Genomic DNA, 14580 nt, shown 5'->3' on the forward strand with positions numbered 1-14580 from the left:
CCGCGGGCAGAGCGGCCCTCGACCACTGCCGAAAGGTAATACACCTCCAGCCCCTACGAACGGGCGATGGAACACCTCGCACCGTCGAACGTGCCGGTGTACGCCACGCGGGAACACCAGCGCGAAATCTGGGAGCGCTGTCGGGACAGAGGGCAACCGGTCCTCGCCGTCCGGGACGCGTCTCGGGGGTTCATCGTCCGGTACGACCTCCAGCACCTGTCCTACGAGCTCTCGGACGCCGCCGTCCAGGCGCTTCGGGACCGGGTTCGGTCCCGCCGACCGTATCCGACCACGACGGACCCGATATCGGAGACGGAGGGCGTCGGCGGCGAGGCCGGCCCGGTGTCCGGCGAACTCCACGCGGACACCGAGAGAGACGCCAGGGAACTGGCCTCGCACATCTCGGGGTTCGTGCTGGACCGGTCGAACTGGCGGTAGGACCGAAACAACGCGCCTGGGTCTTTTTTACCCAGCCGTGCCTTGCATTCGTATGGCAGTCGCCCGACACGAAACCGGTCCGGTCGCAACTGTGAGTGCCCTGGCATCGCAGGTGCACCCGGTGTTCATGCTGCCGCCGCTTGCGACCTCGCTGTTCGGTGGGGTGCTCTCTGGGGGATTCTGGCCGCCGGTGGCCGCGCTCCACGCGGGAGCGATGTTTTTCGCCGTCTACACGGCCCACGTCAAGGACGGCTACGTCGACTTTCACGTCCGCGGCGAGGACGAGGACCATCCCCTCACTGCCTCGGGCTGTCGGATGGCGCTGGTCGGTGCCGGCGTCGGCTTCGCGCTCTGTGTGGCGGCCATCTCGCTTCTGGCCGGGCCCGGCGCGGCGCTGCTGACGGTTCCGACCTGGGTCATCGGCTACACGCACGCGCCGCAACTGGACATGAACCCCGTCGGCGCGACGATGGGCTACCCGACGGGTATCGCGCTGGCGCTGCTTGGCGGCTACTACGCCCAGGTGACGACGCTGACGCCGCGAGCCGTCGGTCTCGCGGCCGTGTTCCTCCTGTTGCTGACCGGCATCAAGATCATCGACGACGAGCAGGACTACGACTACGACCGGTCGATACAGAAACGGACCGTCGCCGTCGTACTGGGCCACCGGCGTGCCCGACGGCTCGCGCTCGGCCTGTTCGGGGCGGGCCTCCTCGGAATCGTCGGCCTGTCCGTGGCACTGCCGGGCATCCCGCCCAGCGCTGCGGCGGCCGCGCTCGTCTTCGGGACTGTCGCGGCCATCGCCCAGCGTGGCGACCCCGAAACCGCGACGATGCTGCTGATTCGCGGGTCGTACCTCCTGCTGGCCGTCCTCGTCACCGCGGTCTGGTTCCGACCGCTTGCGTGAGTCCCTCTTCCGCACGCGAGTCGTCTGAGCCGCTCTCCCATCGGGATTTTTCCTCGGCCGCCGAGTCGCCGGACTGAAACTGCGTGGCCACCACTGTCTCCCTATGGACGAAGACACCGAGGACTGGGCGACACAAGTGGAGGCGAACCGGGCCGAGAAAGACCGCTTCTTCTCCGAGCACCGCCAATCGCCGATTCCGCCGGCGGAGCGCGACGACTTCGACGGACTCAGCTACTTCGACCCGGACCCCGAATACCGGGTCGAAGCGGCGGTTACCGTCCACGAGACCCCGGAGTCAGTCGACCTGGAGACGAGCGACGACCGGACGGTGCGGTACCTCCACGTCGCGACGCTGTCGTTCGACCTCGACGGGGAGTCCCGCGAACTGCACGCGTTCCGGCAGGCCGCCGACGAGTCCCGGACGCTCTTTGTCCCGTTCCGGGACAAGACGACCGGCCAGCAGAGCTACGACGGCGGCCGCTACATGGAACTGGAACCCGACCGCGACCTGAGCGACGGCGACGAGATCACGCTGGATTTCAACCTCGCGTACTCGCCGTTCTGTGCCTACAGCGACACCTTCTCCTGTCCGCTACCGCCGGAGTCGAACTGGCTCGAAACCGCAGTGAGTGCCGGGGAACGGACCGACTGAGACGCGGTCGCGGCACCGACACCAAACGAATTGTTTACACATCACCACGACCTAGGCGACCTATGGCAACGGCGACCCGCGACCGTCCGGTCCTGCAGGCCTTCCAGTACGGGTTTACGCTCTTCTCGGCGCTCCTGTTGGGTGTGATAGGGCTCGGATTTGGCTCGATATTGCTGCTCACTATCGCTGCTGTCCTGTCGTTCGGCGCAGGAATCCAGATAACGACAGTCCAGACGCTCGTGCTCGGGCTGATAACGGTCCAGGGGATCGGCTGCCCGGTCATCGCGTACACGTACATCAAACTCAGGCCGGTGGTCCGGTCGAAGGTCCGCGAGCTCTTCTCTTACTCGGCGGACAGCGACGAGTTCTCGATCGGCATCGCCGTGCCGAGTCTCCGTGAAGCCGGTATCGTCGTGCTGGGCTATGCCAGCGCAATGGGTGGGCTCGTGGTGGTGGCGGTCATCATCACGATGCTCGTCTCGATGTTCGGAGTCGAACCGGCGGCGAACCAGGCGGCGGAGATCGGGATGGAGAACCCGGACGTCCTCCTCCTGTTGATTCCCGCCTCGTTCCTCCTCATCGGCCCGGGCGAGGAACTGCTGTTCCGCGGTGTCGTCCAGGGTCGCATCCGGGACCACTTCGGTCCGATTGCAGGCGTCGCCATCGCGAGCGTCATCTTCGCCGGCATCCACTACCCCGCCCTCAGCGGCGGATCGGTCACTGGGAAGCTCGTCTCGGTGAGCGCCCTGTTCATCCCGGCACTCATCCTCGGTGCGACCTACGAGTACACGGACAACATCGTCGTCCCCTCGCTCATCCACGGCGCCTACAACGCGACGCTGTTTACCGGCCTGTACGTCAGCGTGAAATACAGTAGCGAGCTCTCGTCCGCTGCGGGCGCTCTCTATACCGGCGGGTTCTGAGCGGTGCCTGGTCCGGCATGCTCGTGACAGGTCACGTTTATATTTCATGTGACTGGTCACCTGGCTTGTGAATACAGGGCGATGCCGACAATTTATCCGACGGACCGATAGCTACAGGGTTGTTACCCCTCGATAGCGTCTCTACCTGCTAAGTAGTGCCCTCTGCTGTGCCGCCGTTTCATACAGTGGCTGGACTCGATGCGACGACATACACTTGAGATGACAAATTTCTTATTACCGTTTTTGCACTATGTGCGGACAGATGGCTGGTTCAGTGCGCGTGCTGCATGTCGATGACGAACCGGACTTCGCCGATCTGACTGCGGCATACCTCGAGCGAGCCACGGGCTCTTTCAGCGTCGATACCGCAACGCGGGCCGACGACGTCGTGGCGGACCGCCCGCAGGACACGTACGATTGTATCGTCAGCGACTACGAGATGCCCGGGCTGAACGGGCTGGAGTTCCTCGAACAGATCCGCGAGGACGCGCCAGGGTTCCCGTTCATCCTCTACACTGGGAAGGGCAGCGAAGAGATAGCGGCCGAAGCAATCTCCGCAGGTGTCACGGACTACATCCAGAAGGAACCGGGGACCTCTCAGTACACGATTCTGGCGAACAGGGTGCAAAACGCAGTCGAGGCCCGCAGAGACGAACTGCAGGTCCTGCGGGGCCAGCGAGCGATGAACGCGGCCTGGGACGGCATCGGCACGCTGGACCGCGAGGGCCGGCTCACCTATCTGAACGGCGCCTACGCGGAGACGTTCGGCTACGAGCCCGACGACCTTCTGGGCGAACACTGGAGGACGATACACTCGACGGAGAGCCTCGAAACGGTCGAAGGCGAGATCCTCCCGGCCGTCGAGGAGAACGGGACGTGGACGGGTGAGACGCTGCTCGAACGGGCAGACGGCACGCAGTTCGTCGGCGAACACACCGTCGCGAGCATCGAGAACGAAGGCGCCGTCTGCGTGGTCCGCGACAGGACTGACCGGGACGAACTCGACAGACAACTGCGACACGAGCGCGAGCGGTTCCGGTTGCTCGTCGACGCGGTCGAGAACTACGCCCTGTTCCTGCTTGATCCCGACGGTCGCGTCCGGTCGTGGAACGCCGGCGCGAAACAGATCACGCAGTACGATGAGTCCGAGATCCTCGGCGAGCATCTCTCGACGTTTCACACCGAGAAACAGGTGGCCGACGGCATCCCCGAGGACCTGCTGCGAGCTGCCGGAGAGCGCGGCCAGGCCACCGACCGTGGGCTCCGGGTCCGGAAGGATGGGAGCACGTTCTGGGCCGACGAGACCATCACGGCGCTCCGGGAACACGACGAGATTCGTGGCTTCGCGAAAGTGACTAAGGACATCACGGACCAGATCGAACGGGAGCGCGTGCAGGCACAGGCCGAACGGTATCGCGAACGACTCTACCAGATTACGAACGATACGGACCGCCGATTCGAACAGCGGTTAGTCGACGCGCTGGAACTCGGCGTCGAGTACCTGGGCGTCGACCAGGGCCGTCTCGTCGCCATCGATCCCGAGGCGGGGACACACGAACTAATCGCCATCGGCGGCGACCCGTCTCTCGTCGCCCCGGGCGACACGATACCGCTCTCCGAGACGTACTGCCGACGGACGGTCGAATCCGACAGCCTGTTTTCCGTCTACAACGCCGAGCAACAGGGCCTGGGAGACGACCCAGCATACCAGCAACGCGGCCTCGGCTGTTACCTCGGTGCTGCAATCGAAGTCGACGGTGAGCTGTTCGGGACGGTCTGTTTCGTCGCTCGCGACCCCCGCAGCGACCAGTTCAGGCAGGAAGAGGAGACCTTTGTCGAACTGCTCGCCAGTTGGCTGAAACACGAGCTGGACCGACGCGACAACCAGACCCAGTGGCCGCCGACGTCGTAGTGTCGGCCGAGATTGGCGGCGATGTTGGACTCTCTGTGGCCGGACACGCGCTCGCTCGTCCGGGACAGCCCAGACGACGTGGCTCACCCGTTGTCGCCTCGCTCTTCGGGCGGAACGAACGGGCCGACCGAGACAGTACGGCGGGCGATGGTTGCCGCACGGAACATGTACGCGATGAACACAGCGAGCGGGGTGACGATGACCCCGAGACTGAGGCTAAACGCAACTGCGAGATACGGTTCCGGAACGGTCACGGAGTCGGGCCGGTAGACGAGGGCCATCGCGACGGTGGTGGCGAGGGCGACGAGGCCGCTGTACGCGACCACACGGGAGAGTCGAGCGAAGTCCTGCTGGAGCGAGAGCGTCTTGAAGAACTGACGCGTGACGGCGATAGCCTCCAGGAGGTCGTCTATCGCGTCGAGTTCCGACTCGGCGGCCGGGGGGAACTGGTCGTACTCGTTCTGTAGGTGTTCCGTCGCGGTCATGTTCTGTGCGTATTCGGTACCCAGGACGACCGCCAGAACGTTCACGATGGCCGTCTGACTCTCTATCTTCTCGGCGATGCTCTCGCCGTACGTTGCGATCCCCTCCGCGTAGTCTTGCGCCTCGGCGGGCGTGTCGTCACTGGCCTCGAACGCTGCACTGAGGCGGTTCGCGCGTTCGGTGAGCGTCTCGGCGGTCAGCCCGAGAAAGTCCGCCGGGTCGTTCGGGACGGACGACTCGCCGGCGTGCTCACGGACCCGACGGCGGAGGTCACGCGTGCCGTCCATCTGGTCGAACAGTTCCCCTGGGGACCCGAACATGCGCGAGAGGACCAGTTGGTTGATAGAGAGCGCGATGGTCACGAGTGTCACCGTGCCGGAAACGAATCCGCTTCCGAAGGCCGACGCCGCGGCACTCCCTGGCCCGATAGCCACCAGTCCGAGTCGGACGAGCGTAAAAAACAGCGCCGCGATAGCGCCGACGAGAACGCCTGTGACGGCGATCCGATTCCCGCTCAGAACGAGCCAATGCAACGCTCGTTCCCCGATGCCATCGATATTCCGGACCGAACTCGCCGTCGACACCCTCTCACTCATTGACTCCTCCGGGAGGACCGTCGTACTGTCGATAGAACCATCACGCGTTCACTACCGCTTCGAGGCGTCATTTCATAGTCTTGGGGCTGGGTAACTCTCTCGCGGTGTGAATGTCCCGACGGTTGACGGACAGCGCCCGTCAGTTCCGCTACTTCGCGTGGCACATCTGCTTCCTCGTCTAACAACTGTCCCTTCGGAACGTACGCCCGGAACACTTCCGGGTGATAATCTACTAGTGAATCCACATTCGAAGTACGCCAGTACATTCATTACGTAAGCATGCTAATTTCACAGTATGCCCGTGAGCATCGACGAGTTCGAATCGGGTGAGCTTCCAGAGGGGCCGAGTGTGCCCGAACAGGTGATTACGTACCTCCACGCGAACCGGGACGCAGCGTTCACTCGGTCGGAGATAGCTACTGCCATCGACGAGGACCCGAACACGGTCGGCACCGCGCTCACGCGATTGAAAGAGCGTGACCTCGTCCGCCACCGAGGACAGTACTGGGCAATCACGGAGGACGAACAGCGGGTCGCCGCAGCGTACGATCTGCACGACGTGAGCGCCCAACTTGACGAAGCCGACGGCGGAATCGAGTCGGAGCACTGGGACGCTGTCGCACCAGACCAGCCACATCCGAGCGAACAGGATTCGAGCGAGGACGAGTAATCGATGGAGCCGGAACGCGGCGATGTCGTCAGGAGTACCGACCCGTTCAAACTCGGCACTGATCGCCAGCGGCCGTGGCTCGTCGTGAACAACAGTTCTCACCCGTTTGCCGACGAGCAACACGTCGCGGTCGCTATCTCGACGAAGGAATACGACGACTCGCTTCGTCTCGGGGAGGACATCTGGGAAACGGGCGGTGTTCCACGAGAGTCGTTCGTCTCGCCGTGGGCGATCCACTCGCCCCGGAGCGAAGACCTCGTTGCGTGGCAGGGCCGAGTTGCTGACGAATTCGTGGGCCGCGTCGTAGACTCATTGGAGACGTATCTGCGGTAGTTCGAAAGTGTACGCCCGGAACACTAACGTCCGGCATCATCCTCGGCGGTGTGCCACGTCAGCCGGCAAACCCTCGTGCCGGGCGGGTCGCCGTATCCGGCGACCGGTGCGGTGTGAACCGCGCTGAATGTCGCGTGCCCGGGTTCTCCGGGTCGTCATCGTCCCGGTGACGGGTCTCAGCCGGGGATTGAAGGCACGCATCCGTAGTTCGCCGGTGGCACACCTAAGGCTGACGTTCAGACGGCGTAGTCGTCCTCTCGCAGTTGGACGTACTTGCCGTTGCGGTAGGAGAACTTCCCCCGCTTGTAAGCAAACACCATCTTGAGTCCGTGGAGGCCGCCACGGAGCGCCGCGTCGGCCTTGATACCGCGGGCGTCCATCAGACTGTTGGCGGTGGTAAAGGCCCGGTCCCACTCGGCAGGCCGCCAGTCCCGGACCATGTCCGCGAAGGTGACGTTCCGGAGGATCTCGTCGCCGATGGCATCGTGCCAGGCGTCGTTGTACCGTTCGAGGCGGTCGGTCGCGGCGAGGCGGCCGGCGATCCTGCCGGTACGAACGGCGACGTGGTCGCCGCCCTCGTGGAACGCCGACGTGGTCCCCATCGCGCCGCCGGCTACGGCGATGCCGGCGCCTACCGGGGATTCTATCGGTCGGGTCGACGAGATGGGGTAGGTCTCCGTGCCCTTCGATTTCCCGCGGTCCTCGACGAGCGGGAAGTCGTCGAGGTCGTACGCCTGGAACTCCCGTTCGAGCAGCCGCTCGATGTACGTCCGGCCCTGTGGGATGCTGTCGTCGCTCTCTCTGAGCAGGTCCCACTCGCTTCGGTCGTAGGTGTCGATATCCAGTCCGATGGGCATCGTCAGGCCGATCCGGGCGACGGGGGCGTCGTTCGGGAAGATCCACGGGTACGCCGTGTGGCCGGGCATGAGACCCCACCAGAACTCGATGAACTCCGGCGTGAACAGTTCCTCGGGCATACGGCGGTGCTCCTGATAGGCGATGTGGTTCACCCTGTTTGAGGGCATGATGTCGGCCATCGCCTGTCCGGCCGGGAGGAACTGGTCGAGCGTGCCGCCGGTGATAGTCCGCTGTGGGCCGTCAGCGAGTATCACGTACTCGGCAGCGATGTCCTCGCCGTTGGCCAACCGAACGGTGTGTCGTGGCGAACTCCGCAGGTCGGTCTCGACGCCGGTGACGCTGACGCCGACGCGGTAGTCCGCCCCCGCCGCCGTCGCCCGCTCGCGGAGCCAGTCGTCGAACCGCGCTCGGTGAAACGTGATACCGAAGCCGTCGGCGCTAGAACTGATGCCGGTCTCGGTCATCGTCATCTCCGTCGAGGGGCCGTAGAACTTCGCCCCGTCGAGTTCGCTCAACACCACGTCCTCGGGGAACTCCGAACGGGGAATGCCCATGATGTCGAACCAGTAATCGAGCAGCCCGGCGGCGTCTGTCGAGTCCGGTCCCGTCCCCTCGCGGTCGGCCCTGGGGACCCCCTTCTCGAGGAGGACGGCGTCGGCCCCGTGGTCTGCTGCAGCCTCGGCCGCCGACGACCCGGCCGGACCACCACCCACAATGGCGACGTCTACGTGTTCCATACCCGCTACGGCGTCCCGCGCCCGCTAAAACCTATTGCCTTGCATCGAAACTCCGGTCTGACGCCCTCGCCCGACTGAACAGGGACGGCGCTACGGTTCGGACACTGCGTCGCCGAGTGTCACGTCGTGTCGGTCCAGTCGTTCCACGGCTTGCTGGTACGCCTCGCTCTCTGCGAGCGCTGTCGCCCGTACGGCGTCGGCCACCGTCGCCCGCCGGTCGGCAAGCCCGAGGAGCTTCCGCCGGTCCGTCTCGTACTCGCGTCGGGCCCGAACTGTCGAGAGTACCGACAACAGGGTGTCCCGGTCGATGGGCTTCCTGAGATACGAGTCGACGGGAATGTCCAGAATATCAACGTCCGGCTTGACACTGCTTATCATCACGACTCCAGGGGTGACTGTCCGCTGTCGGAGTTTCGAGGCGACCGTTTCGCCGCTCAGCGCTGGCATCTGCCGATCCAGCAGTACCGCATCGACCGAATCGTCGACCCGCTGTAACCCCGCACGGCCGTCGTCGGCCTCGATAACGTCGTACTCCTCCGGAAGCCAGAGTCTGTAAAGCTGTCTGTAGTCCTCGTCGTCGTCGATTACCGCAACCCTCGTCGATCTCCCCATTCCTTCGAATCCGTACGCCGGGCGTCCTACAAATATGCTAAGATATTGTCGTACTGTTCTTACAGAGTTATTAATTCAGACTGCCAATTCGTCCGTCGCTAAGTGTTACGACTGCGATAATACTGCAGGACTCCCACCAGCGGACTGCCCGCCGGCACCGTTTTCAGGCCCCCGCGTGGAACAGCCGGTATGGTTCTACACGCCACAGGAGGGGTCCGATGGCCGACATCGTCGTGATGCGATACGACGTGCACGGCATGCCAGTCGACCGGTACGTGACGGCGCTCCGGGAGCGACTGCCGGGATGGGATGTCGCCGTCGCGGAGACGCCCGAGGCCGAGCGGGAGTTGATTGCGGACGCGACAGTCCTGACCGGCAACGACGTCTCGCCGGAACTGGTCGATACTGCCGACTCCCTGGAGCTGTTTGCAGGGACATACGCTGGATACGACCACCTCCCGCTCTCGGAACTGGGGGACCGCGACATCGCGCTCACGACGGCCTCCGGCGTCCACGGCCCGAACGTCGCCGAGAACGTCGTCGGGTCGTGGCTCGCCTTCGCTAGGGGCTTTTTCACCGCCCGCCGCCACCAGCGCGACCACGTCTGGCAGTCGTTCCACACCGACGACTTCGCCGGCAGCCGCGTCTGTGTCGTCGGTCTCGGCGAAATCGGCGAGGCCATCGTCGACCGGCTTTCCGGGTTCGACGTGGAGACTGTCGGCGTCCGCTACTCGCCGGGGAAGGGCGGCCCGACAGACGAGGTGTACGGCTTCGACGAGATTCACGAGGCCGTCGCCGACGCGGAGTACATCGGTCTGGCCTGCCCGCTCACCGATGTGACGCGGCATCTCATCGACGCCGAGGTATTCGAGACGATGCCTCCCGACGCAGTGCTCACCAACGTCGCCCGCGGCCCGGTCGTCGACACCGACGCGCTGGTCAGCGCACTCCAGCGCAACCACATCGACGGCGCCGCACTGGACGTGACCGACCCCGAACCGCTCCCCGGCGACCACCCGCTGTGGGACTTCGAGAACGTCCTCATCACGCCGCACAACGCCGGCCACACGCCGAGTTACTACGAGCGACTGGCCGATATCGTCGCCGAGAACGTCCAGCGGGCCGAGCGGACTGGTGAGTGGGACGGTCTCAGGAACCAGATCGAGCTGTGAGCCCCGTCCTGAACCGAGACTCGACAGCCCTTACAGATAGCCGCGCTTGTGCAGCAGTTCGACAGCCCTTACAGATAGCCGCGCTTGTGCAGCAGTTCGCCGTTCAGCACGCTCGCGCCCGCGGCACCGCGCATCGTGTTGTGCGCGAGGCAGTTGAACTGGACGCCGTCGGTCGTCTCGCGGAACCCACCGACTGCGACGCCCATCCCGCCCTCGACGTTGCGGTCCAGTCGCGGCTGTGGACGGTCGGGCTCCTCGAACACCGTGATGAGCTTCTCCGGCGAGGACGGCAGGTCGATACCGGTCACGGCCTCCATCGCGGCCTCGGCCTCGGCCGTGGAGATGTCCTCTGCCGTCTCGGCCCAGACGTTCTCGAGGTGGCCGTCAAGCGTCGGGATGCGGTTACAGGAGGCGGCCACGTCCATCTCGTTGAGCTGGACCGCCGCGCCGTCGAACGAGCCAAGCAGCTTGCGCGATTCGCTCTCCATCTTCTGCTCCTCGCCGCCGATGTGCGGGATGGCGTTGTCGATGATCTCCATCGACGTGACGCCTGAGTAGCCCGCGCCCGAGACGGCCTGGAGCGTCGAGACGTGCACGTCGGTCAGGTCGAACTCGCGGTCGAGACCGGCCAGCGGCGGCACCATCGTGATTGTCGAGCAGTTCGGGTTCTTCAGGAGCGCGCCGTCCCAGCCGCGCTCGTCGCGCTGAACTTCGAGGAGGTCGACGTGGTCGGCGTTGACCTCGGGGATGATGAGGGGGACGTCCTCGTCCATCCGGCCGTTCGAGGAGTTCGAGGAGACAGTATAGCCGGCCTCACAGAACTCCGGTTCGACCGTCGCGCCGACGCTGGACGGGAGCGAGGAGAAGATGAGATCGACGTCGTCGGGCACCGAGTCCGGGTCGGTGGCGCGGACTTGCAGTCCGGCCACGTCCTCGGGAATCGGGGAGTTGACGCGCCACTTGGCGGCGTCCTTGTATGTCTCGCCAGCGCTTGCGTCGCTGGCTGTCAGTGCTGCGATTTCGAACTCGGGGTGGGGGTCAAGCAGTTGAATGAGTCGCTGCCCGACAGCACCCGTCGCGCCGAGTACACCTACGCGTACAGTCATCGGTTGACACACGGCTATGGGTGGTCAAAACAGTTTGGATACGGAGCGGTACCGCTGCCCTCGAGGGATTACTCCGCACGGGTGTCCTCGAACACCCACTCGATGACGCGGGCCTCGACGAGGTCCCGCTCCTCGACGTACGGGTCGTCGCGGTTCGCCAGCGCCTCCTCGGCCGCTGCGCGCATCTCCGCCTCGAGTTCCGTGTGGTCGGGTTCGTCCCGGATGTCGTTCAGCAGCGCCTCGAAGTCCTCCCGGAGGTCGAAAGAGGCACGGGCGGCGTTACACCGGGACAGCGGGCTCATGCCGGTCTCTAACACGAGGTCCCGAACCGTCTCCCAGTCGGAGCCACAGAAGTAGATGGACACCTCGCCGACGATGTCCTGCCAGGCGATTGGGTCGGCGTGCTTGAGCAGCGGGACCGCCCGCGGCGGCAGGTCCAGGCGGGTCTCGGTGTCGGGATTCCCACACAGACAGCAGGCCTTCTCCGTCTTCCCCGTGTACATGCGCGGGTATTGGACTGAACGTATTTGGACCCATCGGGGTCGGGCGGTCGCTCGTCAGTGACATGGAGTCACGCCGGCTCGGTGGCTCGGTGACGTACTCGAACGGGAGCGACGGCTGCCCTGGCTGTCCCCTACTAGTATAAAACAGTACGGCCCGCCTCGATACGCAGTCACACCGGACAGGAACGTTTTAATCGCCGGACCGGCCACACTGCGGTATGGATACCGACGAGCGACTCGAACTGGTGACGCGACACACCACAGAGGTCGTCACCGAGGACGAACTGCGGACGCTGTTCGAGGAGGGCGACCCGTCGGCGTACATCGGCTACGCGCCGACCGGCGAGATGCACATCGGCCACTTCACGACGATGCGGAAGCTCGCGGACTTCCTGCGGGCCGGCGTCGACGTGACGGTCCTCATCGCGGACCTGCACGCCCACCTCGACGACAACAAGTCGCCCTTCGACCTGCTTGATGCCCGCTCGGCCTACTACGAGACGGCCATCGAGGGGATGATAGAGGCCGCCGGCGCGGACCCCGAAGATGTCACGTTCGTCCGCGGGACCGACTTCCAGCTCGACGAGGAGTACACACTGGAGATGTACCGGATGGCCGCCGAGACGACCATCTCGCGGACCCAGCGGGCGGCCAGCGAAGTCGTCCGCGAGTCCGACAGCCCGAACCTCGGCGGGCTCATCTATCCGCTGATGCAGACACTCGACGTGAAGGCGCTCGACGCTGACATCGCCTACGGCGGCGTCGACCAGCGCGGCATCTACATGCTCTCCCGCGAAATTCTCCCGGACCACGGCGGCGAGTCGCCGATCTGCCTGTTCGCGCCGCTCTTGTCGGGTCTCTCGGGCGGCAAGATGAGCGCCTCCGACGAGGCGTCGAAGGTCAACCTCACCGACAGCCCCGACGAGGTCGACGAGAAGATCAACCAGGCGTACTGCCCGGCCGGCGAGGTCGAGGAGAACGGCGTGCTGGAGTACCTCGATCACCTCGTCTTCCCGATTCTGGAGGTCCGCGAGGAGTCCTTCGTCGTCGAGCGCCCGGAGGAGTACGGCGGCGACCTGACCTACGAGAGCTACGACGAGGTCGAGGCGGACTTCGTCAGCGGCGAACTCCACCCGGCCGACCTGAAGCCGTCCGTCGCAGGCGCTATTTCGGATGTTATCGACCCGGTTCGGGAGCGACTGGCCGACGAGGACGAACTGCTCGCCGAGGCCTACCCCGAGAAGTACGGCGCGGAGTAACGGTCGACCGATGCCGTCCCCCGACCCGAACGCCGGCAGTGACACTGACGGCGAGCCATCGCGGGCCGCCGTCCGCCGGACCTACGAGGACATCGGCGACCACTTCTCGAAGACCCGCGAGTACGCCTGGCCGGAGGTCGAATCGTTCGTCGAGGAGTCCGACGGCGTCGGAAGGGCACTCGATATCGGCTGTGGCAACGGCCGCCACGCGGAGCTGCTCGCTGTGGTGGCCGACACCGTCGTCGGCCTCGACGCCAGCCGCGCGCTCCTGCAGGCGGCGACTGACCGCGTCGGCGACCGCGTTGCGCTGCTTCAGGGCGACGCCACCCGTCTCCCGCTCGCTGCCGGGTCCGTCGACCTGGCGGTGTACGTCGCGACGCTGCATCACCTCCCCACGCAGGAGGCCCGCCGCGCCAGTCTGGACGAACTGGCCCGCGTCCTCGCGCCGGGCGCTCGGGCGCTCGTCAGCGCGTGGAGCACGGCCCACGACCGCTTCGACGCCGACCCCGACGCGGACGAGGGCTTCGATACGACCGTCGACTGGACCCTCCCCGGCGGCGAGACGGTCCCGCGGTTCTACCACATCTACGCGCCGGCCGAGTTCGAGCGGGACATCGTCGACAGCGACCTCCGGCTGGCGTCGCTGGAACTGTCCAGCGGCAACTGTTACGGGGTCGTCGAGCCAGAAGGGAAACGCACTTAATTACCTTCCATCTATGGACGTGTACGTTCGCACTCGGGCGGAACACGGTCCCATCGGGCCTTGTCTTCGCACGGGCCAGCGGCGGTGGTGAGCGATTCCGATGGAATCGCGAGGCATGCCGCGAGCGAACGCAGTGAGTGAGCGGCGGTGGTCTAGTGGTAGGACCTGAGCCTTCCAAGCTCATGGCCCGGGTTCAAATCCCGGTCGCCGCATTTTGCTGCGAGCACACCCGTCTCGGTCCGGTTCAAATCCCGGTCGGCGCGCTCTACAGTTGACAGGGGCGACCAGCCGAGAGGATGTCCGACGGTTGCACTCTCCGGCGTCTCTCGGCTGGCTTCGTTGGTCCGGGCCGCCCTCACTCCGGTTCGACGGCGGCCTGCTCGAACGCCGCCGAGTCGTCGCCCATCCACTCCTGCAGGCGGTCGGTGACGCCGGCGAACTCCTGACTCCTCGAAGGACCCGACGACGACCCAGCCGTCGCCATCGCGGTCATAGCCGAGGCTGTAGTCCCGGGCACCGCCGGTGATGACGACGAACGCGGCACCCACGTCCAGGTCTGGGAAGAACCCGACCGGCGCGAACCCGTAGTCGTCGTGCCGGGCTCCGAGGGTCGATACCTCGCTCGTCGGGAGTGGTTTGTCCGGGAGAGTCCGTCAGTACCTCACAGTCCCGGGGAGAGGACCGGAAGCGTCTCGAGCGGAGCGCGGCCGAACAAT

16 protein-coding genes and 1 tRNA gene are annotated in these 14580 nt (G+C 65.3%); 11 read left to right on the top strand and 6 right to left on the bottom strand.

Annotation, left to right across the window (positions count from 1 at the left end; all coding sequences use genetic code 11):
• The first annotated feature begins 66 nt into the window (after nt 1-66).
• From KZ498_RS08690 to KZ498_RS08710, 5 genes are all read left to right on the top strand, one after another.
• A complete protein-coding gene (locus KZ498_RS08690) occupies nt 67-438 on the top strand; it encodes a hypothetical protein (RefSeq protein WP_312618294.1) in 372 nt (123 codons plus the stop codon).
• A 52-nt stretch (nt 439-490) separates the two neighbouring features.
• The gene (locus KZ498_RS08695; protein ID WP_312618295.1) at nt 491-1345 is read left to right on the top strand and encodes a UbiA family prenyltransferase; all 855 of its coding nucleotides are present in this window, start codon (nt 491-493) and stop codon (nt 1343-1345) included.
• A gap of 103 nt (nt 1346-1448) precedes the next feature.
• A complete protein-coding gene (locus tag KZ498_RS08700; RefSeq protein WP_312618296.1) occupies nt 1449-1997 on the top strand; it encodes a DUF1684 domain-containing protein in 549 nt (182 codons plus the stop codon).
• A gap of 62 nt (nt 1998-2059) precedes the next feature.
• Nucleotides 2060-2920, top strand: coding sequence for a CPBP family intramembrane glutamic endopeptidase (locus KZ498_RS08705; RefSeq protein ID WP_312618297.1), 861 nt, complete (start codon nt 2060-2062; stop codon nt 2918-2920).
• A gap of 262 nt (nt 2921-3182) precedes the next feature.
• Nucleotides 3183-4832, top strand: coding sequence for a PAS domain S-box protein (locus KZ498_RS08710; RefSeq protein WP_312618298.1), 1650 nt, complete (start codon nt 3183-3185; stop codon nt 4830-4832).
• Between the two features lie 83 nt (nt 4833-4915).
• Here the strand turns inward: KZ498_RS08710 and KZ498_RS08715 are convergent, their stop codons facing one another.
• A complete protein-coding gene (locus KZ498_RS08715) occupies nt 4916-5911 on the bottom strand; it encodes a hypothetical protein (RefSeq protein ID WP_312618299.1) in 996 nt (331 codons plus the stop codon).
• A gap of 295 nt (nt 5912-6206) precedes the next feature.
• Here KZ498_RS08715 and KZ498_RS08720 point away from each other — a divergent pair, with 295 nt between their 5' ends.
• On the top strand, nt 6207-6581 hold the full coding sequence (locus KZ498_RS08720) for a hypothetical protein (RefSeq protein WP_312618300.1): 375 nt from the start codon (nt 6207-6209) through the stop codon (nt 6579-6581).
• A gap of 3 nt (nt 6582-6584) precedes the next feature.
• Nucleotides 6585-6914, top strand: a complete 330-nt coding sequence (locus tag KZ498_RS08725) for a hypothetical protein (RefSeq protein ID WP_312618301.1) — start codon at nt 6585-6587, stop codon at nt 6912-6914.
• Between the two features lie 236 nt (nt 6915-7150).
• On the opposite strand, the gene KZ498_RS08730 is transcribed toward KZ498_RS08725, so the two are convergent.
• Both KZ498_RS08730 and KZ498_RS08735 read right to left on the bottom strand, forming a co-directional pair.
• Nucleotides 7151-8509 carry an NAD(P)/FAD-dependent oxidoreductase gene (locus KZ498_RS08730; RefSeq protein WP_312618302.1) on the bottom strand — a complete coding sequence of 453 codons (1359 nt, stop codon included), beginning with the start codon at nt 8507-8509 and terminating at the stop codon, nt 7151-7153.
• Nucleotides 8510-8599: 90 nt separating this feature from the next.
• Nucleotides 8600-9121: a response regulator gene (locus KZ498_RS08735; RefSeq protein ID WP_312618303.1), complete on the bottom strand. Its 522-nt coding sequence runs from the start codon at nt 9119-9121 to the stop codon at nt 8600-8602.
• A gap of 218 nt (nt 9122-9339) precedes the next feature.
• Here KZ498_RS08735 and KZ498_RS08740 point away from each other — a divergent pair, with 218 nt between their 5' ends.
• Complete coding sequence (locus KZ498_RS08740; protein ID WP_312618304.1) at nt 9340-10293, top strand: D-2-hydroxyacid dehydrogenase; 954 nt, start codon at nt 9340-9342, stop codon at nt 10291-10293.
• Between the two features lie 68 nt (nt 10294-10361).
• Here KZ498_RS08740 and asd read toward each other — a convergent pair whose 3' ends face one another.
• Nucleotides 10362-11399 carry an aspartate-semialdehyde dehydrogenase gene (gene asd / locus KZ498_RS08745; protein ID WP_312618305.1) on the bottom strand — a complete coding sequence of 346 codons (1038 nt, stop codon included), beginning with the start codon at nt 11397-11399 and terminating at the stop codon, nt 10362-10364.
• Nucleotides 11400-11467: 68 nt separating this feature from the next.
• Nucleotides 11468-11902 (bottom strand): hypothetical protein, encoded by a 435-nt coding sequence (locus tag KZ498_RS08750; protein WP_312618306.1) that lies wholly within the window; start codon nt 11900-11902, stop codon nt 11468-11470.
• 218 nt (nt 11903-12120) lie between these two features.
• Here KZ498_RS08750 and KZ498_RS08755 point away from each other — a divergent pair, with 218 nt between their 5' ends.
• The 3 genes from KZ498_RS08755 to KZ498_RS08765 all read left to right on the top strand — a co-directional run bounded on the left by KZ498_RS08755 (nt 12121) and on the right by KZ498_RS08765 (nt 14076).
• Nucleotides 12121-13161: a tyrosine--tRNA ligase gene (locus KZ498_RS08755; protein ID WP_312618307.1), complete on the top strand. Its 1041-nt coding sequence runs from the start codon at nt 12121-12123 to the stop codon at nt 13159-13161.
• 10 nt (nt 13162-13171) lie between these two features.
• Nucleotides 13172-13864 (top strand): class I SAM-dependent methyltransferase, encoded by a 693-nt coding sequence (locus KZ498_RS08760; protein WP_312618308.1) that lies wholly within the window; start codon nt 13172-13174, stop codon nt 13862-13864.
• Nucleotides 13865-14005: 141 nt separating this feature from the next.
• Nucleotides 14006-14076: transfer RNA gene (locus tag KZ498_RS08765), tRNA-Gly, on the top strand.
• A gap of 143 nt (nt 14077-14219) precedes the next feature.
• Here the strand turns inward: KZ498_RS08765 and KZ498_RS08770 are convergent.
• Nucleotides 14220-14381 carry a hypothetical protein gene (locus tag KZ498_RS08770; RefSeq protein ID WP_312618309.1) on the bottom strand — a complete coding sequence of 54 codons (162 nt, stop codon included), beginning with the start codon at nt 14379-14381 and terminating at the stop codon, nt 14220-14222.
• Nucleotides 14382-14580: the final 199 nt, after the last annotated feature.

The organism is Haloarcula sp. 1CSR25-25 (genome assembly GCF_032027985.1).
In the GTDB taxonomy this organism is placed as follows: domain Archaea; phylum Halobacteriota; class Halobacteria; order Halobacteriales; family Haloarculaceae; genus Haloarcula.

Coding starts and splice junctions, on each gene's coding strand:
- asd (WP_312618305.1), bottom strand. CDS start 11,399: ATGACTGTACGCGTAGGTGTACTCGGCGCGACGGGTGCTGTCGGGCAG.
- KZ498_RS08700 (WP_312618296.1), top strand. CDS start 1,449: ATGGACGAAGACACCGAGGACTGGGCGACACAAGTGGAGGCGAACCGG.
- KZ498_RS08715 (WP_312618299.1), bottom strand. CDS start 5,911: ATGAGTGAGAGGGTGTCGACGGCGAGTTCGGTCCGGAATATCGATGGC.
- KZ498_RS08735 (WP_312618303.1), bottom strand. CDS start 9,121: ATGGGGAGATCGACGAGGGTTGCGGTAATCGACGACGACGAGGACTAC.
- KZ498_RS08695 (WP_312618295.1), top strand. CDS start 491: ATGGCAGTCGCCCGACACGAAACCGGTCCGGTCGCAACTGTGAGTGCC.
- KZ498_RS08740 (WP_312618304.1), top strand. CDS start 9,340: ATGGCCGACATCGTCGTGATGCGATACGACGTGCACGGCATGCCAGTC.
- KZ498_RS08710 (WP_312618298.1), top strand. CDS start 3,183: ATGGCTGGTTCAGTGCGCGTGCTGCATGTCGATGACGAACCGGACTTC.
- KZ498_RS08720 (WP_312618300.1), top strand. CDS start 6,207: ATGCCCGTGAGCATCGACGAGTTCGAATCGGGTGAGCTTCCAGAGGGG.
- KZ498_RS08705 (WP_312618297.1), top strand. CDS start 2,060: ATGGCAACGGCGACCCGCGACCGTCCGGTCCTGCAGGCCTTCCAGTAC.
- KZ498_RS08690 (WP_312618294.1), top strand. CDS start 67: ATGGAACACCTCGCACCGTCGAACGTGCCGGTGTACGCCACGCGGGAA.
- KZ498_RS08750 (WP_312618306.1), bottom strand. CDS start 11,902: ATGTACACGGGGAAGACGGAGAAGGCCTGCTGTCTGTGTGGGAATCCC.
- KZ498_RS08760 (WP_312618308.1), top strand. CDS start 13,172: ATGCCGTCCCCCGACCCGAACGCCGGCAGTGACACTGACGGCGAGCCA.
- KZ498_RS08725 (WP_312618301.1), top strand. CDS start 6,585: ATGGAGCCGGAACGCGGCGATGTCGTCAGGAGTACCGACCCGTTCAAA.
- KZ498_RS08730 (WP_312618302.1), bottom strand. CDS start 8,509: ATGGAACACGTAGACGTCGCCATTGTGGGTGGTGGTCCGGCCGGGTCG.
- KZ498_RS08755 (WP_312618307.1), top strand. CDS start 12,121: ATGGATACCGACGAGCGACTCGAACTGGTGACGCGACACACCACAGAG.